The following is a 20,906-nucleotide window of genomic DNA, read 5'->3' as shown; positions in this document are numbered from 1 at the left end:
GTTCTATGTCTATTGAACGATTAGCCCATCAAGTAACCATTATGGGGATTCTCAATGTGACCCCAGATTCATTTTCAGATGGGGGTAACTATAATGAGGTAGAAGCAGCCCTGGCTCAAGTAGAAAAGTTGTTGGCAGACGGCGCGACTGTCATCGATGTTGGTGGTGAGTCCACTCGTCCAGGTGCAAGCTTTGTGTCTGAAGAGGATGAGATTGCTCGTGTGGTTCCGATTATCCGCGCTATCAAAGAAAACTATGACTGTCTTGTCAGCATCGATACCTATAAAACAGGAACAGCACGAGCAGCGCTTGAAGCAGGCGCAGATATATTAAATGATGTCTGGGCAGGACTTTATGATGGAGATATGCTAGCACTGGCTGCGGATTACAAGGTACCAATTATTCTCATGCACAACCAGAAAGAAGAAAGCTATGCGGATGTTGTTGGAGAGGTCAAAAACTTTCTAGCCGAGCGTGCCCAAGCAGCACTTGATGCTGGTGTTTCCGCAGACCGGATTTGGTTAGACCCAGGATTTGGTTTTTCAAAAAATGTCCAACATAATCTGGACCTCTTGCAAGGTCTGGAACAGATTACTGCTCTTGGTTATCCCGTTCTATTTGGAATATCTCGTAAGCGCGTGGTAGATTATCTGCTTGGTGGAAATAGCTTACCGACTGACCGCGATCAAGCAACGGCAGCCTTGTCTGCCTGGGCAGTCCAAAAAGGCTGTAAAATGGTCCGTGTTCACAATGTCGCTGCCAACCGTGACATCGTTAAAGTTTGGGACCAATTGACTTCTGGAGGTCAACATGGATAAGATTTCTCTTAATAAATGTCGCTTTTACGGCTACCATGGTGCCTTCAAAGAAGAACAAGTTCTTGGTCAAATTTTCACAGTTGACTGTGATTTGTTTGTTGACCTGACAGCAGCTTTACAAACTGACAATTTAGAAGACACAGTTCACTACGGTATGGTCTTTGATACCATTAAAGCAGTTGTGGAAGGCAAGCCCTACATCCTTATAGAAAAGGTAGCAGGTGTTATTTGTCAGGAGATTTTTGATCAATTTCCAAAGGTGGAGAAGATTCGCTTGGCCATTTACAAGGAAAATCCGCCCATTGCTGGACACTATGATTCTGTCGGAATTGAATTGGAGCGTGAACGACCATGAAGCATCTAGCCTATCTCAGCATTGGCGGAAATATGGGGGACCGTCTAGCTTATTTAAAGGCGGCTTTAGAAGCTTTAGACCATCATCCTGACTGCCGACTAGGTTTGGTTTCTCCCATCTATGAAACACCAGCCTGGGGCAAGACAGATCAGGCTGATTTCCTCAATCTGGCCTGTCAGGTTGAAACAGATTTATCTGCCCAAGACTTTTTAGCCCTTTGCCAGAAGATTGAACTGGACCTGGATCGGGTCAGGATTGAAAAGTGGGGCCAACGTACCATCGATTTAGACATTATTTTTTGGGATGAGGAGAAGATTCAAGAAGAGAATCTGATTGTTCCCCATCCCTACGCCCATGAAAGGGCATTTGTTCTTTTACCACTGGCTGATATTGCAGCAGATTATCGACATCCAAGTTTTGGTCAAAGAGTAGAAGAGCTAGTAAGTAATTTAGGAGATACGTCAGATATTAAAAAAATCTCTCTTGACTAAGAAGGGAAAATAAGGAGAACTATGGAAATTTTAGCAATTTTAGGAGTTTTACTGGCCGTTGTGGCCATTATTTATTGGACTGCAAAGAATCTACATGTAATTGTTGCAGCGCCATTGGCTAGTTTGATTATCATCTTGACCAATCAGATGAATGTGTTAGAGGTCATGTTTGGACAGGAGAAGTCCTATATGACTGGTCTAGCAGGCTTTTTAATTAATAACTTTGCTATCTTTATGCTGGGCTCAATTTTGGCACGTTACATGGAAGCAAGTGGAGCTACCCAGACCATCGCCAATAGTATTTTGAAACTTGTCGGAAAAGATAGTCCCTATAAGGTTTTATTGGCAATTACCTTGATTACAAGCCTATTAACCTATGGTGGTGTCAGTATTTTTGTGGTGATTTTTACCCTACTTCCACTTTCTCGACCACTTTTTAAAGAGTTGAATATCAATTGGGCCCTATTTCCCCTCCCCGTTTTTCTCGGAGCAAGTACCTATACCATGACATCCTTGCCAGGAACACCTTCCATTCAAAACGTGATTCCAACCAAGGTTTTGGGAACGAGTCTGACAGCAGCTCCCCTACTTAGTCTAGCGGCCAGTGTGACCTTGTTGCTCTTTGGTCTATTTTACATGGCATATTGCCTTAAGCAAAGTCTTGCCAAGGGAGAAACTTATACAGAGGTCGAAGAAGCATCTGTCTCGACGGAAGAAGGCAAGCAACCTAGTGTTGTGCTTTCTATCTTACCATTGCTGAGTTTGATTGGAGTGATTTTCGTATGGAGTCAAACACCAAATATCTTGGTCATTGGACTGACAGTCTCTATTCTATTGGCAGCCCTGATTTTTCATTCCTATCTTCCAAATCAAAAAGATATGTTGAACTCAGGCGCGACAGCTTCTATTGTCCCAGCCTTTGCTACATCTAGCACAGTAGCTTTTGGAACAGTTCTTGCCATGTCGACAGGTTTTGCCGTCATTCAAGACTGGATCCAACAGATTCCAGGATCTCCACTGATTAGTTTGTCACTATCAACAGCCTTGATTAGTGGTATCATCGGATCTTCTTCTGGAGCGGTAGGCATTGCCTCTAATAACTTCTTGCCAGCCTACTTGGAAATGGGGATTAATCCGGAAGTCCTCCATCGTGTGGTTGTCGTAGCTTCGGCTATCTTGACTGTTGTACCACAATCCGGTGTTATGATTACCTTCCATAACCTGTCAAAAATCAGCATGAAGCGTGGTCTCAAGTATTCATTTGTACTGGTGACAGTTGGTCATTTGTTGGCCTTGGTGGTCATGTTCGTTTTGATTGAACTAATATATTAGGAAAAGCTTTGGAATTATGAATTAGATTTCACATTTTTATAGTAAGGGAGTGCTTTTCTAGAAGTGGACCAACTTGGTCCGCTTTTTTTATTTTAATTAATATATTTTTTAATGATTATTTTGAGTTGCAATAATATCATTATTTTCTTTAGATTGATGAAAAATCTTATTTAAAAACAGAAAAATAGTTAAGTAAAGATATTAAAGTGAAATAATGATATCAAATTACTTAATAATATGTCTATAGTCACATAAATCTATTAAATGAATGATCAGCTATCAAGCAAAGAGTGAAAAATTATTTTTCAATACAATTGTTGTAAATTGAAGTTGATAGTTGAACAAACCACAGAAGAATTGAGAGTAGAATAATGATTTTGCAAGAAATGATTATAGTTTTTCGATTTATATCTCATTAGAATAACTGTGCAGAGAAATAAATACGGAGTAGGTATGGAGAAGTTTGTTTATCGACCTTATCTACCGAAAAAGTATTTTTTGTAAAAAAACAAACCATCGGTTTAAACTGATGGTTTTGGTTATTCTATGGCTTAATTTGTAGCTATAGACTTTTGAAAGTTCTTGAAACTTCACTTAATTAATTAGTTTAGATTTCTTGTTATAGAAATGGAATGACAAAACTTATTGATTATTTATTTAGAATACTTCGTAAATTAGAAAGTTATCAAGTAAATTAATGAGTATGTTTGAAGCTGCAATAATAGAAAAACTTTATTGCAAGAAATATTAAATACGAACAATGGATAAGATATAGCTCTGAATGGTTTCAGGTGTTTCTTTACAACCATTTTGTATCCAATACTTGATTATGCTGTCAATAGTTGAAGTATAAACACTTAAAGCATAGGGATATGGAATTCCATACGCCTGTTCTAACTGTTGAGGAAGGTTTGGTATGCTAGAATGTTCAACGACTTCAGTAATATACTTGGTTACTTCCAAAGAAATATGTGGAAAAAAGTTGACAAAATCTATAGCAATTTCCTGATTTTGATAGAGGAATGTTAACATTTCTCTCACAACATCATCGCTAAGGGTAGGATCTTTTTCAAGAATAATATTGATCTCATTCAGAATATATTCAAGCGATTCTTCTAAAAAAGTTTCTTTTGAATTGTAGTAGTTGTAGAAAACCCTCCGACTTAATTCGGCCTGTTCAGCTATCTTATTTACTGTAAAACTCTTACAATCGTTAGATTTCTTGAGCTTAAAGTAAGCTTTTAGAAATTTTTTACTAGTTTTAAAAGACTTTTTTTCCACAAAAGTTCCCCCATTTTCAATTTTATAAGTAATTTCCCCAAAAATTTAAATAGTATTTTCACAAAATAATATATGTTGTGAATAGGTACTATTTCAATTAGTATATAATGAAAAATGTAATCTAGCAACTATTTATCTGTAAAATTGTTGCATAATAGAAAGGAATTCTTATGTTTTTTAATAATAAACAGTTTGAAAGTGAAGCACTGCGTTCTAAACAACGGTTTACAATTAAAAAGTTTAAATCTGGTGTTGCATCTGTTTTAATTGGTTTCTTATTTATGTTTAGTGGAGGGGCTGTAAAAGCGGCTGCTGAAGAAATAGACACTGGACAAATAGGGCAAGCCAATTCCAATATAGAACTGATTGAAAAAGTTTTGGATTCAACTACAAACGCGAAAGAAAGCGCTCCAAAATTAGAAGGTGTTGAACCAAGTGGGGGTGAAACTGGAGTAGATTCAACCCCCATCACAGCTGAAGCAAACTCTACTGCAAAAGAGGTAAACGGTGTTTCTGAGTTGGGTACAGCAGTTACTTCATCAGAAACTTCTACAGGTGAGCAAATTGGCAATGAAGTTGAAAAAGAAAGTCATCAAACAAGTAGGGAAAATCAGACAGAGACTTCGCCGGAAGCTATTTCTAATTACAATGACGTAGGAATTACTACCGAGGAAGGAAGGAATGCTCTTTCAGTAAGTTCTGCTGTAACTAAAATGGATAGCCATGAAGTTCCCAATTCATCTGATTCAACTCTAGACCTAAGTCAGTTAGATTTGGCAAATATGAGTTTTGCTGACTTAGAGGCTTTAGGACTTTCCGAAGAAGAGAAGCTGACTTTGTTTAACCAAATTGTAGCTCAACAAACTGGAACCAATTCAGTTCAATTGACAGCAGAAGAGATAAAAAGTTTGGCTGGTTTCAGTGAGGCTGAGAAGAAATTTTACATCCAAAATAAATTAGGAAATACAAGCCTTCCAAAACCTCTCAATCTGGTAGTTATGTCAGAAACACTGATTAATCCCAATAATCAGAATAAGTATGTGGTCAATGGGAAAGGACAGACCTTCTCATATGGACCTGCTAATTATACCCTGACGGTGACACCGAACAGATCCAGAAATACCATGGATTTCGAATTGAACTATAAATTAGATGGTATCAATAGTCGTTCTGGTACACATGTGGGAGATTTCGTTGTCAATTTAGGAGCTGCATACGGAACTCCGACAAATGCTTCAGTGCGTGCTGGATCTAATATTTCAAGTATTGCTCTTGTTAATGGAGGTAGAAGAAATACCATTGCAGGTTATAGCCCATCGGCACCGATCCAGTACACGAATGCCCAGGTGATGTCTGGTCCGCTTAATATAAAATTTTCAGTTCCTGTTCGTAATTGGAATGGAGATTTGAGTATTGATAGCCATATCGGAATGTTCTCATTAGATAATGGTGCTAATAATACCAAGGATTTCTTCTCTTCTGATAACTACTTTTGGAATAAGAGTGTTGTAACAATTGATCCAAATCCAAGTCGAAATGAAGTGACGACGGAGTTGCCTCCTATTGCCATGCCTATTCCGTTTCAAACCGAATATCGCTTTGTAGTGATGCCTGACCAAGCACCTGGTTTCACTAGACAAATTGAGTCTGGTGTAAATGGAATTATGCAAATTCCTGTTAAGCGAATTGCTTATATTGGTGCAAATGGGACGGAAGAATCCTCCCGCTATGAATATGGTCAAGCAACTATTCACACACAGCCTCGAAATCAAATTATTGAGGTTAATATTAAAGATGGTGAACAACCTCAAGTTGTTGATTCGAATATCGATGTTACAACAGTTAGGAAGCAGGGATCTGTAGATGGCGGGCCATTGGTAAACGGTACTGAAATAACCTTTAGAGATGGTCCAAATGGTAGAATTATACGACAAGTCTTTATTCCGGACGGGTTACAAGGTGAAAGAGGTCTTGATGGACGTAATGCAGATGTTAGTATTGAACCTGCACAAGATATAGATGGAGCATCTGGTTATAATATCACTATTTCTAAGGCTGATGGTAGTAGATATACACGCTTTGTCCGTAATGGGCGCGATGGGAGGAATGCTGATATCAATGTGACACCAGGCGTTTCATCTGATGGAACATCAGGCTATAATATTACCATTACTAGACCAGACGGAAGCGAATATACTCGTTTTGTTCGAGACGGTAGAAATGGTATTGATGGAAAAACACCTAGTGTAGAGCTAGAGCCGTACACTGGTCAAGATGGACATGTGCTTGGAACAACAGTCATTGTTAAAGATGGTGATGGACGCATTATTTCTCGTAGAAATATCTTAAATGGTAATGATGGTAGGGATGGAAAAACACCGACCATTGAACAATTACCTGTGATGGATGGTAATAGGGAGATTGGAACTTTAATCATTGTTCGTGATGGTGATGGGAGAGAAATAAATCGTCAGACCATCTATAATGGCCGACATGGTACCAACGGAAGTTCTGTTATTTCAGAACGTCAACCAGATGGCAGTGTCAAAGTATACAATGTCTCTGCAACAGGTGAACGCACTGAAATCACTACCATCCGTAATGGAGTAGATGGCACAAACGGTACCAACGGTCGTGATGGCGCAAACGGAAGCTCGGTTATTTCAGAACGCCAGCCAGACGGCAGTGTTAAAGTATACAATGTCTCTGCAACAGGTGAACGCACTGAAATCACAACTATTCGCAACGGCGTAGATGGCACCAATGGTCGCGACGGAGCAAACGGAAGCTCGGTTATATCAGAACGCCAACCAGACGGCAGTGTCAAAGTCTACAACGTTTCCTCAACAGGCGAGCGCACTGAAATCACTACCATCCGTAATGGAGTAGATGGCACAAACGGTACCAACGGTCGTGACGGAGCAAACGGAAGCTCAGTTATTTCAGAACGTCAACCAGATGGCAGTGTTAAAGTATACAATGTCTCTGCAACAGGTGAACGCACTGAAATCACTACCATCCGTAATGGAGTAGATGGCACCAATGGTCGCGACGGAGCAAATGGAAGTTCTGTTATTTCAGAACGTCAACCAGATGGCAGTGTCAAAGTCTACAACGTTTCCTCAACAGGCGAGCGCACCGAAATCACAACTATTCGCAACGGCGTAGATGGCACCAATGGTCGCGACGGAGCAAACGGAAGCTCAGTTATTTCAGAACGCCAGCCAGACGGCAGTGTTAAAGTATACAATGTTTCCTCAACAGGTGAGCGCACCGAGATTACTACCATCCGAAATGGAGTAGATGGCACAAACGGTACCAACGGTCGTGACGGAGCAAACGGAAGCTCAGTTATTTCAGAACGCCAGCCAGACGGCAGTGTTAAAGTATACAATGTTTCCTCAACAGGTGAGCGCACCGAGATTACTACCATCCGAAATGGAGTAGATGGCACAAACGGTACCAACGGTCGTGACGGAGCAAACGGAAGCTCAGTTATTTCAGAACGTCAACTAGATGGCAGTGTCAAAGTCTACAACGTTTCCTCAACAGGTGAGCGTACTGAAATCACTACCATCCGTAATGGAGTAGATGGCACAAACGGTACCAACGGTCGTGATGGCGCAAACGGAAGCTCGGTTATTTCAGAACGCCAGCCAGACGGCAGTGTTAAAGTCTACAACGTTTCCTCAACAGGTGAGCGTACTGAAATCACTACCATCCGTAATGGAGTAGATGGCACAAACGGTACCAACGGTCGTGATGGCGCAAACGGAAGTTCAGTTATTTCAGAACGTCAACCAGACGGCAGTGTCAAAGTATACAATGTCTCTGCAACAGGTGAACGCACTGAAATCACAACTATTCGCAACGGTGTAGATGGCACCAATGGAACCAACGGAAGTTCTGTTATTTCAGAACGTCAACCAGATGGCAGTGTCAAAGTATACAATGTCTCTGCAACAGGTGAACGCACTGAAATCACTACCATCCGTAATGGAGTAGATGGCACAAACGGTACCAACGGTCGTGACGGAGCAAACGGAAGCTCTGTTATTTCAGAACGCCAGCCAGACGGCAGTGTTAAAGTCTACAACGTTTCCTCAACAGGTGAGCGTACTGAAATTGCCACCATCCGCAACGGTGCAGATGGAACCAATGGAACCAACGGCCGTGATGGCGCAAACGGAAGTTCTGTTATTTCAGAACGCCAACCAGATGGTAGTGTTAAAGTCTACAACGTTTCCTCAACAGGTGAACGCACTGAAATCACTACCATCCGTAATGGAGTAGATGGCACAAACGGTACCAACGGTCGTGATGGCGCAAACGGAAGCTCGGTTATTTCAGAACGCCAGCCAGACGGCAGTGTTAAAGTATACAATGTCTCTGCAACAGGTGAACGCACTGAAATCACAACTATTCGCAACGGTGTAGATGGCACAAACGGTACCAACGGTCGTGACGGAGCAAACGGAAGCTCAGTTATTTCAGAACGTCAACCAGATGGCAGTGTCAAAGTCTACAACGTTTCCTCAACAGGTGAGCGTACTGAAATCACTACCATCCGTAATGGAGTAGATGGCACAAACGGTACCAACGGTCGTGATGGCGCAAACGGAAGCTCGGTTATTTCAGAACGCCAGCCAGACGGCAGTGTTAAAGTCTACAACGTTTCCTCAACAGGTGAGCGCACCGAGATTACTACCATCCGAAATGGAGTAGATGGCACAAACGGTACCAACGGTCGTGATGGCGCAAACGGAAGTTCAGTTATTTCAGAACGTCAACCAGACGGCAGTGTCAAAGTATACAATGTCTCTGCAACAGGTGAACGCACTGAAATCACAACTATTCGCAACGGTGTAGATGGCACCAATGGAACCAACGGAAGTTCAGTTATTTCAGAACGTCAACCAGATGGCAGTGTCAAAGTATACAATGTCTCTGCAACAGGTGAACGCACTGAAATCACTACCATCCGTAATGGAGTAGATGGCACAAACGGTACCAACGGTCGTGACGGAGCAAACGGAAGCTCTGTTATTTCAGAACGCCAGCCAGACGGCAGTGTTAAAGTCTACAACGTTTCCTCAACAGGTGAGCGTACTGAAATTGCCACCATCCGCAACGGTGCAGATGGAACCAATGGAACCAACGGCCGTGATGGCGCAAACGGAAGTTCTGTTATTTCAGAACGCCAACCAGATGGTAGTGTTAAAGTCTACAACGTTTCCTCAACAGGTGAACGCACTGAAATCACTACCATCCGTAATGGAGTAGATGGCACAAACGGTACCAACGGTCGTGATGGCGCAAACGGAAGCTCGGTTATATCAGAACGCCAGCCAGACGGCAGTGTTAAAGTATACAATGTCTCTGCAACAGGTGAACGCACTGAAATCACAACTATTCGCAACGGTGTAGATGGCACCAATGGAACCAACGGAAGCTCGGTTATATCAGAACGCCAACCAGACGGCAGTGTCAAAGTCTACAACGTTTCCTCAACAGGCGAGCGTACCGAAATCACAACTATTCGCAACGGCGTAGATGGCACCAATGGAACCAACGGAAGTTCAGTTATTTCAGAACGTCAACCAGACGGCAGTGTCAAAGTATACAATGTCTCTGCAACAGGTGAACGCACTGAAATCACAACTATTCGCAACGGTGTAGATGGCACCAATGGAACCAACGGAAGTTCTGTTATTTCAGAACGTCAACCAGATGGCAGTGTCAAAGTATACAATGTCTCTGCAACAGGTGAACGCACTGAAATCACTACCATCCGTAATGGAGTAGATGGCACAAACGGTACCAACGGTCGTGACGGAGTAAACGGAAGCTCTGTTATTTCAGAACGCCAGCCAGACGGCAGTGTTAAAGTCTACAACGTTTCCTCAACAGGTGAGCGTACTGAAATTGCCACCATCCGCAACGGTGCAGATGGAACCAATGGAACCAACGGCCGTGATGGCGCAAACGGAAGTTCTGTTATTTCAGAACGCCAACCAGATGGTAGTGTTAAAGTCTACAACGTTTCCTCAACAGGTGAACGCACTGAAATCACTACCATCCGTAATGGAGTAGATGGCACAAACGGTACCAACGGTCGTGATGGCGCAAACGGAAGCTCGGTTATTTCAGAACGCCAGCCAGACGGCAGTGTTAAAGTATACAATGTCTCTGCAACAGGTGAACGCACTGAAATCACAACTATTCGCAACGGTGTAGATGGCACCAATGGAACCAACGGAAGCTCGGTTATATCAGAACGCCAACCAGACGGCAGTGTCAAAGTCTACAACGTTTCCTCAACAGGCGAGCGTACCGAAATCACAACTATTCGCAACGGCGTAGATGGCACCAATGGAACCAACGGAAGTTCAGTTATTTCAGAACGTCAACCAGACGGCAGTGTCAAAGTATACAATGTCTCTGCAACAGGTGAACGCACTGAAATCACAACTATTCGCAACGGTGTAGATGGCACCAATGGAACCAACGGAAGTTCTGTTATTTCAGAACGTCAACCAGATGGCAGTGTCAAAGTATACAATGTCTCTGCAACAGGTGAACGCACTGAAATCACTACCATCCGTAATGGAGTAGATGGCACAAACGGTACCAACGGTCGTGACGGAGCAAACGGAAGCTCAGTTATTTCAGAACGTCAACCAGATGGCAGTGTCAAAGTATACAATGTCTCTGCAACAGGTGAACGCACTGAAATCACTACCATCCGTAATGGAGTAGATGGCACAAACGGTACCAACGGTCGTGATGGCGCAAACGGAAGTTCTGTTATTTCAGAACGTCAACCAGATGGCAGTGTCAAAGTATACAATGTCTCTGCAACCGGTGAGCGTACAGAAATCACTACCATCCGTAATGGAGTAGATGGCACAAACGGTACCAACGGTCGTGATGGCGCAAACGGAAGTTCTGTTATTTCAGAAAGCCAACCAGATGGCAGTGTTAAAGTCTACAACGTTTCCTCAACAGGTGAACGCACCGAAATCACAACTATTCGCAACGGTGTAGATGGCACCAATGGAACCAACGGAAGTTCTGTTATTTCAGAACGTCAACCAGATGGCAGTGTCAAAGTATACAATGTCTCTGCAACAGGTGAACGCACTGAAATCACTACCATCCGTAATGGAGTAGATGGCACAAACGGTACCAACGGTCGTGACGGAACCAACGGAAGTTCTGTTATTTCAGAACGCCAACCAGATGGTAGTGTCAAAGTATACAATGTCTCTGCAACAGGTGAGCGTACTGAAATCACTACCATCCGTAATGGAGTAGATGGCACAAACGGTACCAACGGTCGTGACGGAGCAAACGGAAGTTCTGTTATTTCAGAACGTCAACCAGATGGCAGTGTCAAAGTATACAATGTCTCTGCAACAGGTGAACGGACTGAAATCACAACTATTCGCAACGGCGTAGATGGCACCAATGGAAGCAACGGAAGCTCAGTTATTTCAGAACGTCAACCAGATGGTAGTGTCAAAGTATACAATGTCTCTGCAACAGGTGAACGCACTGAAATCACTACCATCCGTAATGGAGTAGATGGCACAAACGGTACCAACGGTCGTGATGGCGCAAACGGAAGTTCTGTTATTTCAGAACGTCAACCAGATGGCAGTGTCAAAGTATACAATGTCTCTGCAACAGGTGAGCGTACAGAAATCACAACTATTCGCAACGGCGTAGATGGCACCAATGGTCGTGATGGCGCAAACGGAAGCTCAGTTATTTCAGAACGTCAAGCAGACGGCAGTGTCAAAGTATACAATGTCTCTGCAACAGGTGAACGCACTGAAATCACTACCATCCGTAATGGAGTAGATGGCACAAACGGTACCAACGGTCGTGATGGCGCAAACGGAAGCTCAGTTATTTCAGAACGTCAAGCAGATGGTAGCGTTAAAGTCTACAACGTTTCCTCAACAGGCGAGCGCACCGAAATCACAACTATTCGCAACGGCGTAGATGGCACCAATGGAACCAACGGAAGCTCAGTTATTTCAGAACGCCAACCAGACGGCAGTGTCAAAGTGTATAATGTTTCCTCAACAGGTGAACGCACCGAAATCACAACTATTCGCAACGGCTTTGATGGCACCAACGGAAGCTCTGTAACTTCAGAAGTTCAAGCAGATGGCAGTGTCAAAGTATACAATGTCTCTACAACAGGTGAACGCACTGAAATCACTACCATCCGTAATGGAGTAGATGGCACAAACGGTACCAACGGTCGTGATGGCGCAAACGGAAGCTCAGTTATTTCAGAACGTCAAGCAGATGGTAGCGTTAAAGTCTACAACGTTTCCTCAACAGGCGAGCGCACCGAAATCACAACTATTCGCAACGGCGTAGATGGCACCAATGGAACCAACGGAAGCTCAGTTATTTCAGAACGCCAACCAGACGGCAGTGTCAAAGTGTATAATGTTTCCTCAACAGGTGAACGCACCGAAATCACAACTATTCGCAACGGCTTTGATGGCACCAACGGAAGCTCTGTAACTTCAGAAGTTCAAGCAGATGGCAGTGTCAAAGTATACAATGTCTCTACAACAGGTGAACGCACTGAAATCACTACCATCCGTAATGGAGTAGATGGCACAAACGGTATCAACGGTCGTGATGGCGCAAACGGAAGTTCTGTTATTTCAGAACGTCAACCAGATGGCAGTGTCAAAGTATATAATGTCTCTGCAACTGGAGAGCGTACTGAAATCACTACCATCCGTAATGGAGTAGATGGCACAAACGGTACCAACGGTCGTGACGGAGCAAACGGAAGTTCTGTTATTTCAGAACGTCAACCAGATGGCAGCGTCAAAGTCTACAACGTTTCCTCAACAGGCGAGCGTACTGAAATTGCCACCATCCGTAACGGTGCAGATGGCGCTCGCGGTCAAGATGGAACCAACGGTACCAACGGAAGCTCTGTAATCTCCGAACTTCAGCCAGATGGAAGTGTCAAAGTATATAATGTCTCTGCAACTGGAGAGCGTACTGAAATCACTACCATCCGTAATGGAGTAGATGGCACAAACGGTACCAACGGTCGTGACGGAGCAAACGGAAGTTCTGTTATTTCAGAACGTCAACCAGATGGCAGCGTCAAAGTCTACAACGTTTCCTCAACAGGCGAGCGTACTGAAATTGCCACCATCCGTAACGGTGCAGATGGCGCTCGCGGTCAAGATGGAACCAACGGTACCAACGGAAGCTCTGTAATCTCCGAACTTCAGCCAGATGGAAGTGTCAAAGTATATAATGTCTCTGCAACTGGAGAGCGTACTGAAATTGCCACCATCCGCAACGGTGTAGATGGAATCAACGGTACCAACGGTCGTGACGGAGCAAACGGAAGTTCTGTTATTTCAGAACGTCAACCAGATGGCAGCGTCAAAGTCTACAACGTTTCCTCAACAGGCGAGCGTACTGAAATTGCCACCATCCGTAACGGTGCAGATGGCGCTCGCGGTCAAGATGGAACCAACGGTACCAACGGAAGCTCAGTTATTTCAGAACGCCAACCAGACGGCAGTGTCAAAGTGTATAATGTTTCCTCAACAGGTGAACGCACCGAAATCACAACTATTCGCAACGGCTTTGATGGCACCAACGGAAGCTCTGTAACTTCAGAAGTTCAAGCAGATGGCAGTGTCAAAGTTTACAATATTTCTCCAAGCGGCGAGCGTACTGAAATTGCCACCATCCGCAACGGTGTAGATGGAATCAACGGTACCAACGGTCGTGATGGCGCAAACGGAAGTTCTGTTATCTCAGAACGTCAACCAGATGGTAGCGTTAAAGTCTACAATGTTTCTTCAACAGGTGATCGCACCGAGATTACTACCATCCGCAATGGTGTAGATGGAGCTCGCGGTCAAGATGGTACCAACGGTCGTGATGGCGCAAACGGAAGCTCAGTTATTTCAGAACGTCAACCAGATGGTAGCGTTAAAGTCTACAACGTTTCCTCAACAGGTGAGCGCACTGAAATCACAACTATTCGAAACGGCGTAGATGGCACCAATGGTCGTGATGGCGCAAACGGAAGCTCAGTTATTTCAGAACGTCAAGCAGATGGCAGCGTTAAAGTCTACAACGTTTCCTCAACAGGCGAGCGCACCGAAATCACAACTATTCGCAACGGCGTAGATGGCACCAATGGTCGTGATGGCGCAAACGGAAGTTCTGTAATCTCCGAACTTCAACCAGATGGCAGTGTTAAAGTTTATAATATTTCTTCAGGTGGTGACCGTACTGAAATTGCAACAATCCGTGATGGTAAAGATGGTAAGGACGGAATAGATGGCAAAGATGGCAAATCACCGTTAGTTGAACAAATTGAAGTTCGAGAAGGTGACAAAGTTATCGGAACAACAATCATCATCAAGGATGGCGATGGCAATGAAATTAGTCGTCAAACCATCCTCAACGGTCGTGACGGTAAGAATTCGGAAGTCACTGTTACACCAGGTACCGATCAAGATGGCAACAGCGGTCAAACAATTACCATTGTTAAACCAGACGGCAGTCGAGAAACCACCTTTATCCGTGATGGTAAAGATGGTAAGGACGGAATAGATGGCAAAGACGGTAAATCACCTCTAGTTGAACAAATTGAAGTTCGAGAAGGTGACAAAGTTATCGGAACAACAATCATCATCAAGGATGGCGATGGCAATGAAATTAGTCGTCAAACCATCCTCAACGGTCGTGACGGTAAGAATTCGGAAGTCACTGTTACACCAGGTACCGATCAAGATGGCAACAGCGGTCAAACAATTACCATTGTTAAACCAGACGGCAGTCGAGAAACCACCTTTATCCGTGATGGTAAAGATGGTAAGGACGGTGTAGATGGTAAAGATGGCAAATCACCGTTAGTTGAACAAATTGAAGTTCGAGAAGGTGACAAAGTTATCGGAACAACAATCATCATCAAGGATGGCGATGGCAATGAAATTAGTCGTCAAACCATCCTCAACGGTCGTGACGGTAAGAATTCGGAAGTCACTGTTACACCAGGTACCGATCAAGATGGCAACAGCGGTCAAACAATTACCATTGTTAAACCAGACGGCAGTCGAGAAACCACCTTTATCCGTGATGGTAAAGATGGTAAGGACGGTGTAGATGGTAAAGATGGCAAATCACCGTTAGTTGAACAAATTGAAGTTCGAGAAGGTGACAAAGTTATCGGAACAACAATCATCATCAAGGATGGCGATGGCAATGAAATTAGTCGTCAAACCATCCTCAACGGTCGTGACGGTAAGAATTCGGAAGTCACTGTTACACCAGGTACCGATCAAGATGGCAACAGCGGTCAAACAATTACCATTGTTAAACCAGACGGCAGTCGAGAAACCACCTTTATCCGTGATGGTAAAGATGGTAAGGACGGTGTAGATGGCAAAGACGGTAAATCACCGTTAGTTGAACAAATTGAAGTTCGAGAAGGTGATAAGGTTATCGGAACAACTATCATCATCAAGGATGGCGATGGCAATGAAATTAGTCGTCAAACCATCCTCAACGGTCGTGACGGTAAGAATTCGGAAGTCACTGTTACACCAGGTACCGATCAAGATGGCAACAGCGGTCAAACAATTACCATTGTTAAACCAGACGGCAGTCGGGAAACCACCTTTATCCGTGATGGTAAAGATGGTAAGGACGGAATAGATGGCAAAGACGGTAAATCACCGTTAGTTGAACAAATTGAAGTTCGAGAAGGTGACAAAGTTATCGGAACAACAATCATCATCAAGGATGGCGACGGCAATGAAATTAGTCGTCAAACCATCCTCAATGGTCGCGACGGTAAGAATTCAGAAGTCACTGTTACACCAGGTACCGATCAAGATGGCAACAGCGGTCAAACAATTACCATTGTTAAACCAGACGGCAGTCGGGAAACCACCTTTATCCGTGATGGTAAAGATGGTAAGGACGGAATAGATGGTAAAGATGGAAAAGACGGTAGAGATGGTAAAGATGGTAAAGATGGTAAAGACTGTGGTTGTGTACCAACCCCACCAGTTGTACCAACTCCACCAGTCGTACCAACTCCACCAGTCGTACCAACGACACCAGTTGTACCAACGGTACCAGTCGTACCAACGACACCAGTTGTACCAACTCCACCAGTCCCACCAGTTGTACCAACGGTACCAGTCGTACCAACGACACCAGTTGTACCAACTCCACCGGTCGTACCAACCCCACCAGTCGTACCAACGACACCAGTTGTACCAACGACACCGGTCGTACCAATCCCACCAGTTGTACCAACTCCACCAGTTGTACCAACGGTACCAGTCGTACCAACTCCACCGGTTGTGCCAACGACACCGGTCGTACCAACTCCACCAGTCGTACCAACGACACCAGTTGTACCAACGACACCGGTCGTACCAATCCCACCAGTTGTACCAACTCCACCAGTCGTACCAACGACACCAGTTGTACCAACGGTACCAGTCGTACCAACGACACCAGTTGTACCAACGGTACCAGTCGTACCAACTCCACCGGTTGTGCCGATACCATCAGTTCCATTTGTTAATCCAAATATTCCAAGCCAACCGAGGAATCCAAAAGTTGTCGTAACGCCTGGGATTGATGTTACAGTATTACCAAGTACGGGTGAGTCGGACACAACACTTGTATTGATTACTTGTGGAAGTGCTCTCTTAGCTAGTTTATCTTTTGTGGGAGCTGTCGTAAGAAAAGATGACTAAAACGTGAAATTTTCAAGTAACATTGGTTATATTTATTAACAATTACTATTTTTCACTATTTGAAAAGAGAGGACAAAATTTGTTCTCTCTTTTTTCGTGTTAAAAACACCAAAATATAAACCAGTTAATTACTAACCAGTTGACTAATAAATGATAAAATCATATACTTAACTGGTGAATTATTTTTGCGTTGAAAGAAGGAGAAAATGGTGAATATGAAAGGGAAGTTTTTTCTAGCAGGAATTTCTCTTATGTGTGGACTGACACTTATGGCTTGTCAGCAAGAACAGCAGGCACAAGAAATTAGCACATCGCTTGACCAGCATCAGGCTCAAAAGGAAGACATTGTTTATGTGGTTGCTGCCTTAAGTGAAGATGGATACGTATTAGTTCATGGGGACCATCAACATTTTGAAAAGGGTTCTGTACCTTATGAAGCGAAATTCTTAAAGGAAACACTTTTAGATGATTCAAGCTACAGATTAAATGAAAGTGATATTCTTTATAAAGTTCGGACAGGCTATATTATTCGTGTTAAGGGGAAAATTTATTACTATCCTAAAAAAGCTGGAGATGGAATTGTTTCTTTGGAAGAGGCGAGAAAGTTGACCGAAAACAATCCAGAACATGATCATCACCATCATGATCACGGCCATGACCATGAATCAGAAAGTCAGTCTTCAACAAGTCATACAGGAGTTGCTGGAATTGACAGACCAACCACAGATGGCTTTTTATTGACAGATGAAAAACAAGTGGAAAGTAAAACAGCGACAGGTATTGTCGTGCTGCATAATGGTCACAGGCATTTTATTTTTTATGGCGATTTGAAAGGGAGCAAGTGGGAATATCTGATCCCAGTTGGTATGGATTTCACCAAGCAATCGGATTTTCGAGCAGATTCTCGGGTATCTAGTGCTTCCCATCAAGATCATTATCAATTTAACCCAGCAGATATCATAGCTGAAGATGCAAATGGCTACACAGTTCGACATGGAGATCATTACCATTATATTTTAAAACAAAATAGGGGAGTAGTTGCTAATGGTCCAGTAACATCCACAATAAATCCTATTCATACCATAGAAGTTGGACAGCCACATCAACCTGTAGTTCCTGTGGCACCAAGGATTCAAGCAATTGCTGGGCTTGATTACCCGACTAGTGATGGTTTTTTGTTTGATGGAAAAGGTATTGTCGGTCAAAATGCCGTAGGCTTGCTTGTTCAGCATAAGGGCCATACCCACGTCCTTAGAAAAGAAGACCTTGCTCGATCAAAATGGGCTTATCTCTTGCTAACCAATCCTCAAGCTGACTCAGAGGCGCTAGACAATGACAAGAGTGAAGCTAGTGATTCTACAAGCAATCCAATTACAGTTGATGATAGTAAGGGTCAGGAATCCTTGGTACCATCAAAAGAAGATGCAGTGATTACCAGCAAGCGTGACTATCTTGCCCAGGCACTTGGTTTACCTGTAAGTTCAATTAGCCTTTTGGATACTCCGCAGGGTCAAGCCTTTATGTATCCGCATGGGGATCATGATCATCTGGTACTTTTGAAAGATATTGATTTAACCAAACCGTTTGAAAGCAACGAGGATTTGGAAAGAAAAATCGACTACATTTCTAAGGTCTATGGTGTACCAAAAGAAGCTATTCGAGTTTCAGATACGACCTTTAGCTTCAATGATCCTAGTCACGCCTATGATCCGACTCATGTGCATCCATATGTGATCTTACGGTCTATGTTAGTCATTCCAGAGGTGACTGGTGATCCGGAAATGGACTTTGAAGCGGAGCTTTTGGCGGTAGCCAAGCGGACAGGTATTGCACCTTCTAAATTGATAATCCGAGATAAGAAGTTCACTCTTCCACATGGAAGTCATGATCATGTCTTACATATTCAAGCAGTGGATGGCATCGAACCTTATCTTGCTAATAAATTACCAAGTATTGTAGGAAGTTACCGAGAGGGAGAGTTTGCTCGAGCGATCGTAGATCAAGAAGTGGATCGTTTGCGTCAAACTGCGCTTGAAAAATATGATCAAGCGAGCAAGGAATACCGTCGTATTGAACGAGCTTTGGAGGAGTTTTCAAGCCATTTAGATGAATTGGTTACCAATTCGACGGAAGGTTATCTTGCTATGTTGACTCAATTTGAGAAGGTTCATATTTTGAAAGAAGAGACCAGCCGTCATGAAGATCAAGCTGATAGCCTTTATCAATCAATTCTTGAAAAGATTCGCATGTTAGATACTAGCAACTTGCCAGTTAATAAGGAAGAATTGACCAATCAACTCAATCAAGCCAGTCAGGATAAAAATAGGCAGTCATTGCTTAATTTAGAACATATCTTGCAAGAGTTGAAGCATTTCCAAGACCGTCCAGATATCACGGCAATGGAGTATATGGATTACATGCTTATTCAGTTGGATCAAACGTATCTGTCACCTGATTTGCGGGAAAGATTGGCAGGCACCTTAGATCGTCTGTTCCAAGCAACCTTGGGAGGAAATAGTACCGTCAAACCTTTGGATTTGTCCAAAGAATTGGTGGAAGTGAAAATCGCTCTCCATTTTGCAAAGGTCGCTCATCAAACCTACCCTATTCAGACTAGTCCTGCATTAGAAAAACTGCAAGTAAATAGGGCATTTATGGAGGCATTTGTAGCAGACATCCGCGAGATGTTTACAAGACAGATGACCTTCCCAGATATTGTAGAGCAAGTACAAGATGAAAAAGCGCTTGAAGAGACCGAACCAGGTTCCGAGGTAGAAAATCAAACTTATCAGGACCTCCTTGCTTTGTTGAGAATGACCAATCTAACTGGGACAGCAACGTCACAGACTGTTTGGGTGGAACGAATTAATCAGGCTAGTCTCAAGAGAGATGAGAAAGAGTTGGCTAGAATTTCCCATAGTTTGAAGGAAATTCAGCAGTTCCAAGATCGAGCAGAAATTCGATTGATGGAATACATGGACTACCTTTTGGCGCGAATTGACAGTCCGTATCTGAAGCCAACCACTCGCCAAGAGGCAGCTCGTCTCATTAACCAGATTTATGGCATGGTTGTGAGAAGAGAATTGGCAGCTAGTCCTATTTCGTTAGCTGAAGACTTGATAGCCAGCAGCATCGCAATGACTAATGATATCAAGAGTCAGGTTCAGCAGCAATTGGAAATGTCTGAAGAGTATGGTGTCTTGCAGATGAATCGTCTGGAAATGAATATGTTTGTCGAGGGGACTAGAGACTTCTTTGTCAATTCTTTGAGTTTGCCAGAAATTGTATTGGTGGAAGCAAATCAACCAGCCCTAGTTCAACCTATCGAAGTAGAAAGTGCACCAGCTGAGATTCATCCGAGTCATGCACAAGCTTCAAGTTCTACAGAAGCATCAGAGGTTTCAAATGCAACTAATAATCAAGTGCTGGCAAGTCAACCTGAAGCAACTTCTGAAGAATCAGCTTCAACAGAAACTCCTACATTCACTGAAAATGAAGGTGAGACTGAAAAACCTAGCCAACCAGCACCATCAACCGAAACGACAGCTCCAAGTTCCCCTATAGAGGATCATCTGGAAACCACTGATGAATCAAGTGAGGAAGACATCGAGTTATCCGATGAAGATCTAGAGTGGTTATCCGATATTTTCGGAGAATATACAAGTTCAGTTTCTGAGGAGGACAATGAAGACATTGGTTTGACTTGGAAGCCACTAGGGAGTTTGTTAGATTCTTTTGAAAATGAATCAGCTTACTAGACACTTCGAACCAATTTCTAGTTTTAAGACTTCAGAAGAACAAACAACAGCCCCATCAAAGATGGGGCTGTTGTGGTGCACGA

Annotated in this window: 7 protein-coding genes; 6 read left to right on the top strand and 1 reads right to left on the bottom strand. The window is 43.3% G+C overall.

Annotated elements, in window-relative coordinates; translation table 11 throughout:
* The first annotated feature begins 5 nt into the window (after nucleotides 1–5).
* The 4 genes from folP to PXH68_RS05530 are packed head-to-tail and all read left to right on the top strand — an operon-like array spanning nucleotide 6 to nucleotide 2,996.
* Nucleotides 6–818: a dihydropteroate synthase gene (gene folP / locus PXH68_RS05545; protein WP_248028360.1), complete on the top strand. Its 813-nt coding sequence runs from the start codon at nucleotides 6–8 to the stop codon at nucleotides 816–818.
* Nucleotides 811–1,173 carry a dihydroneopterin aldolase gene (folB, locus tag PXH68_RS05540; RefSeq protein ID WP_248028359.1) on the top strand — a complete coding sequence of 121 codons (363 nt, stop codon included), beginning with the start codon at nucleotides 811–813 and terminating at the stop codon, nucleotides 1,171–1,173. The genes folP and folB overlap by 8 nt, the downstream gene beginning before the upstream one ends.
* A complete protein-coding gene (folK, locus tag PXH68_RS05535) occupies nucleotides 1,170–1,664 on the top strand; it encodes a 2-amino-4-hydroxy-6-hydroxymethyldihydropteridine diphosphokinase (RefSeq protein WP_248028358.1) in 495 nt (164 codons plus the stop codon). The genes folB and folK overlap by 4 nt, the downstream gene beginning before the upstream one ends.
* Before the next feature lie 21 nt (nucleotides 1,665–1,685).
* Nucleotides 1,686–2,996 (top strand): GntP family permease, encoded by a 1,311-nt coding sequence (locus PXH68_RS05530; RefSeq protein WP_205031226.1) that lies wholly within the window; start codon nucleotides 1,686–1,688, stop codon nucleotides 2,994–2,996.
* Nucleotides 2,997–3,743: 747 nt separating this feature from the next.
* Here the strand turns inward: PXH68_RS05530 and PXH68_RS05525 are convergent.
* Nucleotides 3,744–4,277: a TetR/AcrR family transcriptional regulator gene (locus PXH68_RS05525; protein WP_248028357.1), complete on the bottom strand. Its 534-nt coding sequence runs from the start codon at nucleotides 4,275–4,277 to the stop codon at nucleotides 3,744–3,746.
* A gap of 170 nt (nucleotides 4,278–4,447) precedes the next feature.
* Here PXH68_RS05525 and PXH68_RS05520 point away from each other — a divergent pair, with 170 nt between their 5' ends.
* On the top strand, nucleotides 4,448–17,065 hold the full coding sequence (locus PXH68_RS05520; protein WP_316715498.1) for a collagen-flanked surface repeat-containing protein: 12,618 nt from the start codon (nucleotides 4,448–4,450) through the stop codon (nucleotides 17,063–17,065).
* A gap of 215 nt (nucleotides 17,066–17,280) precedes the next feature.
* Complete coding sequence (locus tag PXH68_RS05515; protein WP_316715497.1) at nucleotides 17,281–20,823, top strand: pneumococcal-type histidine triad protein; 3,543 nt, start codon at nucleotides 17,281–17,283, stop codon at nucleotides 20,821–20,823.
* Nucleotides 20,824–20,906: the final 83 nt, after the last annotated feature.

This window comes from Streptococcus sp. 29896 (assembly GCF_032594915.1).
Lineage (GTDB): Bacteria > Bacillota > Bacilli > Lactobacillales > Streptococcaceae > Streptococcus > Streptococcus suivaginalis.
The sequence above is the reverse complement of the archived record's forward strand: the minus strand, read 5'-3'. Positions and strand labels throughout refer to the sequence as shown.

Coding starts and splice junctions, on each gene's coding strand:
- PXH68_RS05515 (WP_316715497.1), top strand. CDS start 17,281: ATGAAAGGGAAGTTTTTTCTAGCAGGAATTTCTCTTATGTGTGGACTG.
- PXH68_RS05520 (WP_316715498.1), top strand. CDS start 4,448: ATGTTTTTTAATAATAAACAGTTTGAAAGTGAAGCACTGCGTTCTAAA.
- folB (WP_248028359.1), top strand. CDS start 811: ATGGATAAGATTTCTCTTAATAAATGTCGCTTTTACGGCTACCATGGT.
- folP (WP_248028360.1), top strand. CDS start 6: ATGTCTATTGAACGATTAGCCCATCAAGTAACCATTATGGGGATTCTC.
- PXH68_RS05530 (WP_205031226.1), top strand. CDS start 1,686: ATGGAAATTTTAGCAATTTTAGGAGTTTTACTGGCCGTTGTGGCCATT.
- folK (WP_248028358.1), top strand. CDS start 1,170: ATGAAGCATCTAGCCTATCTCAGCATTGGCGGAAATATGGGGGACCGT.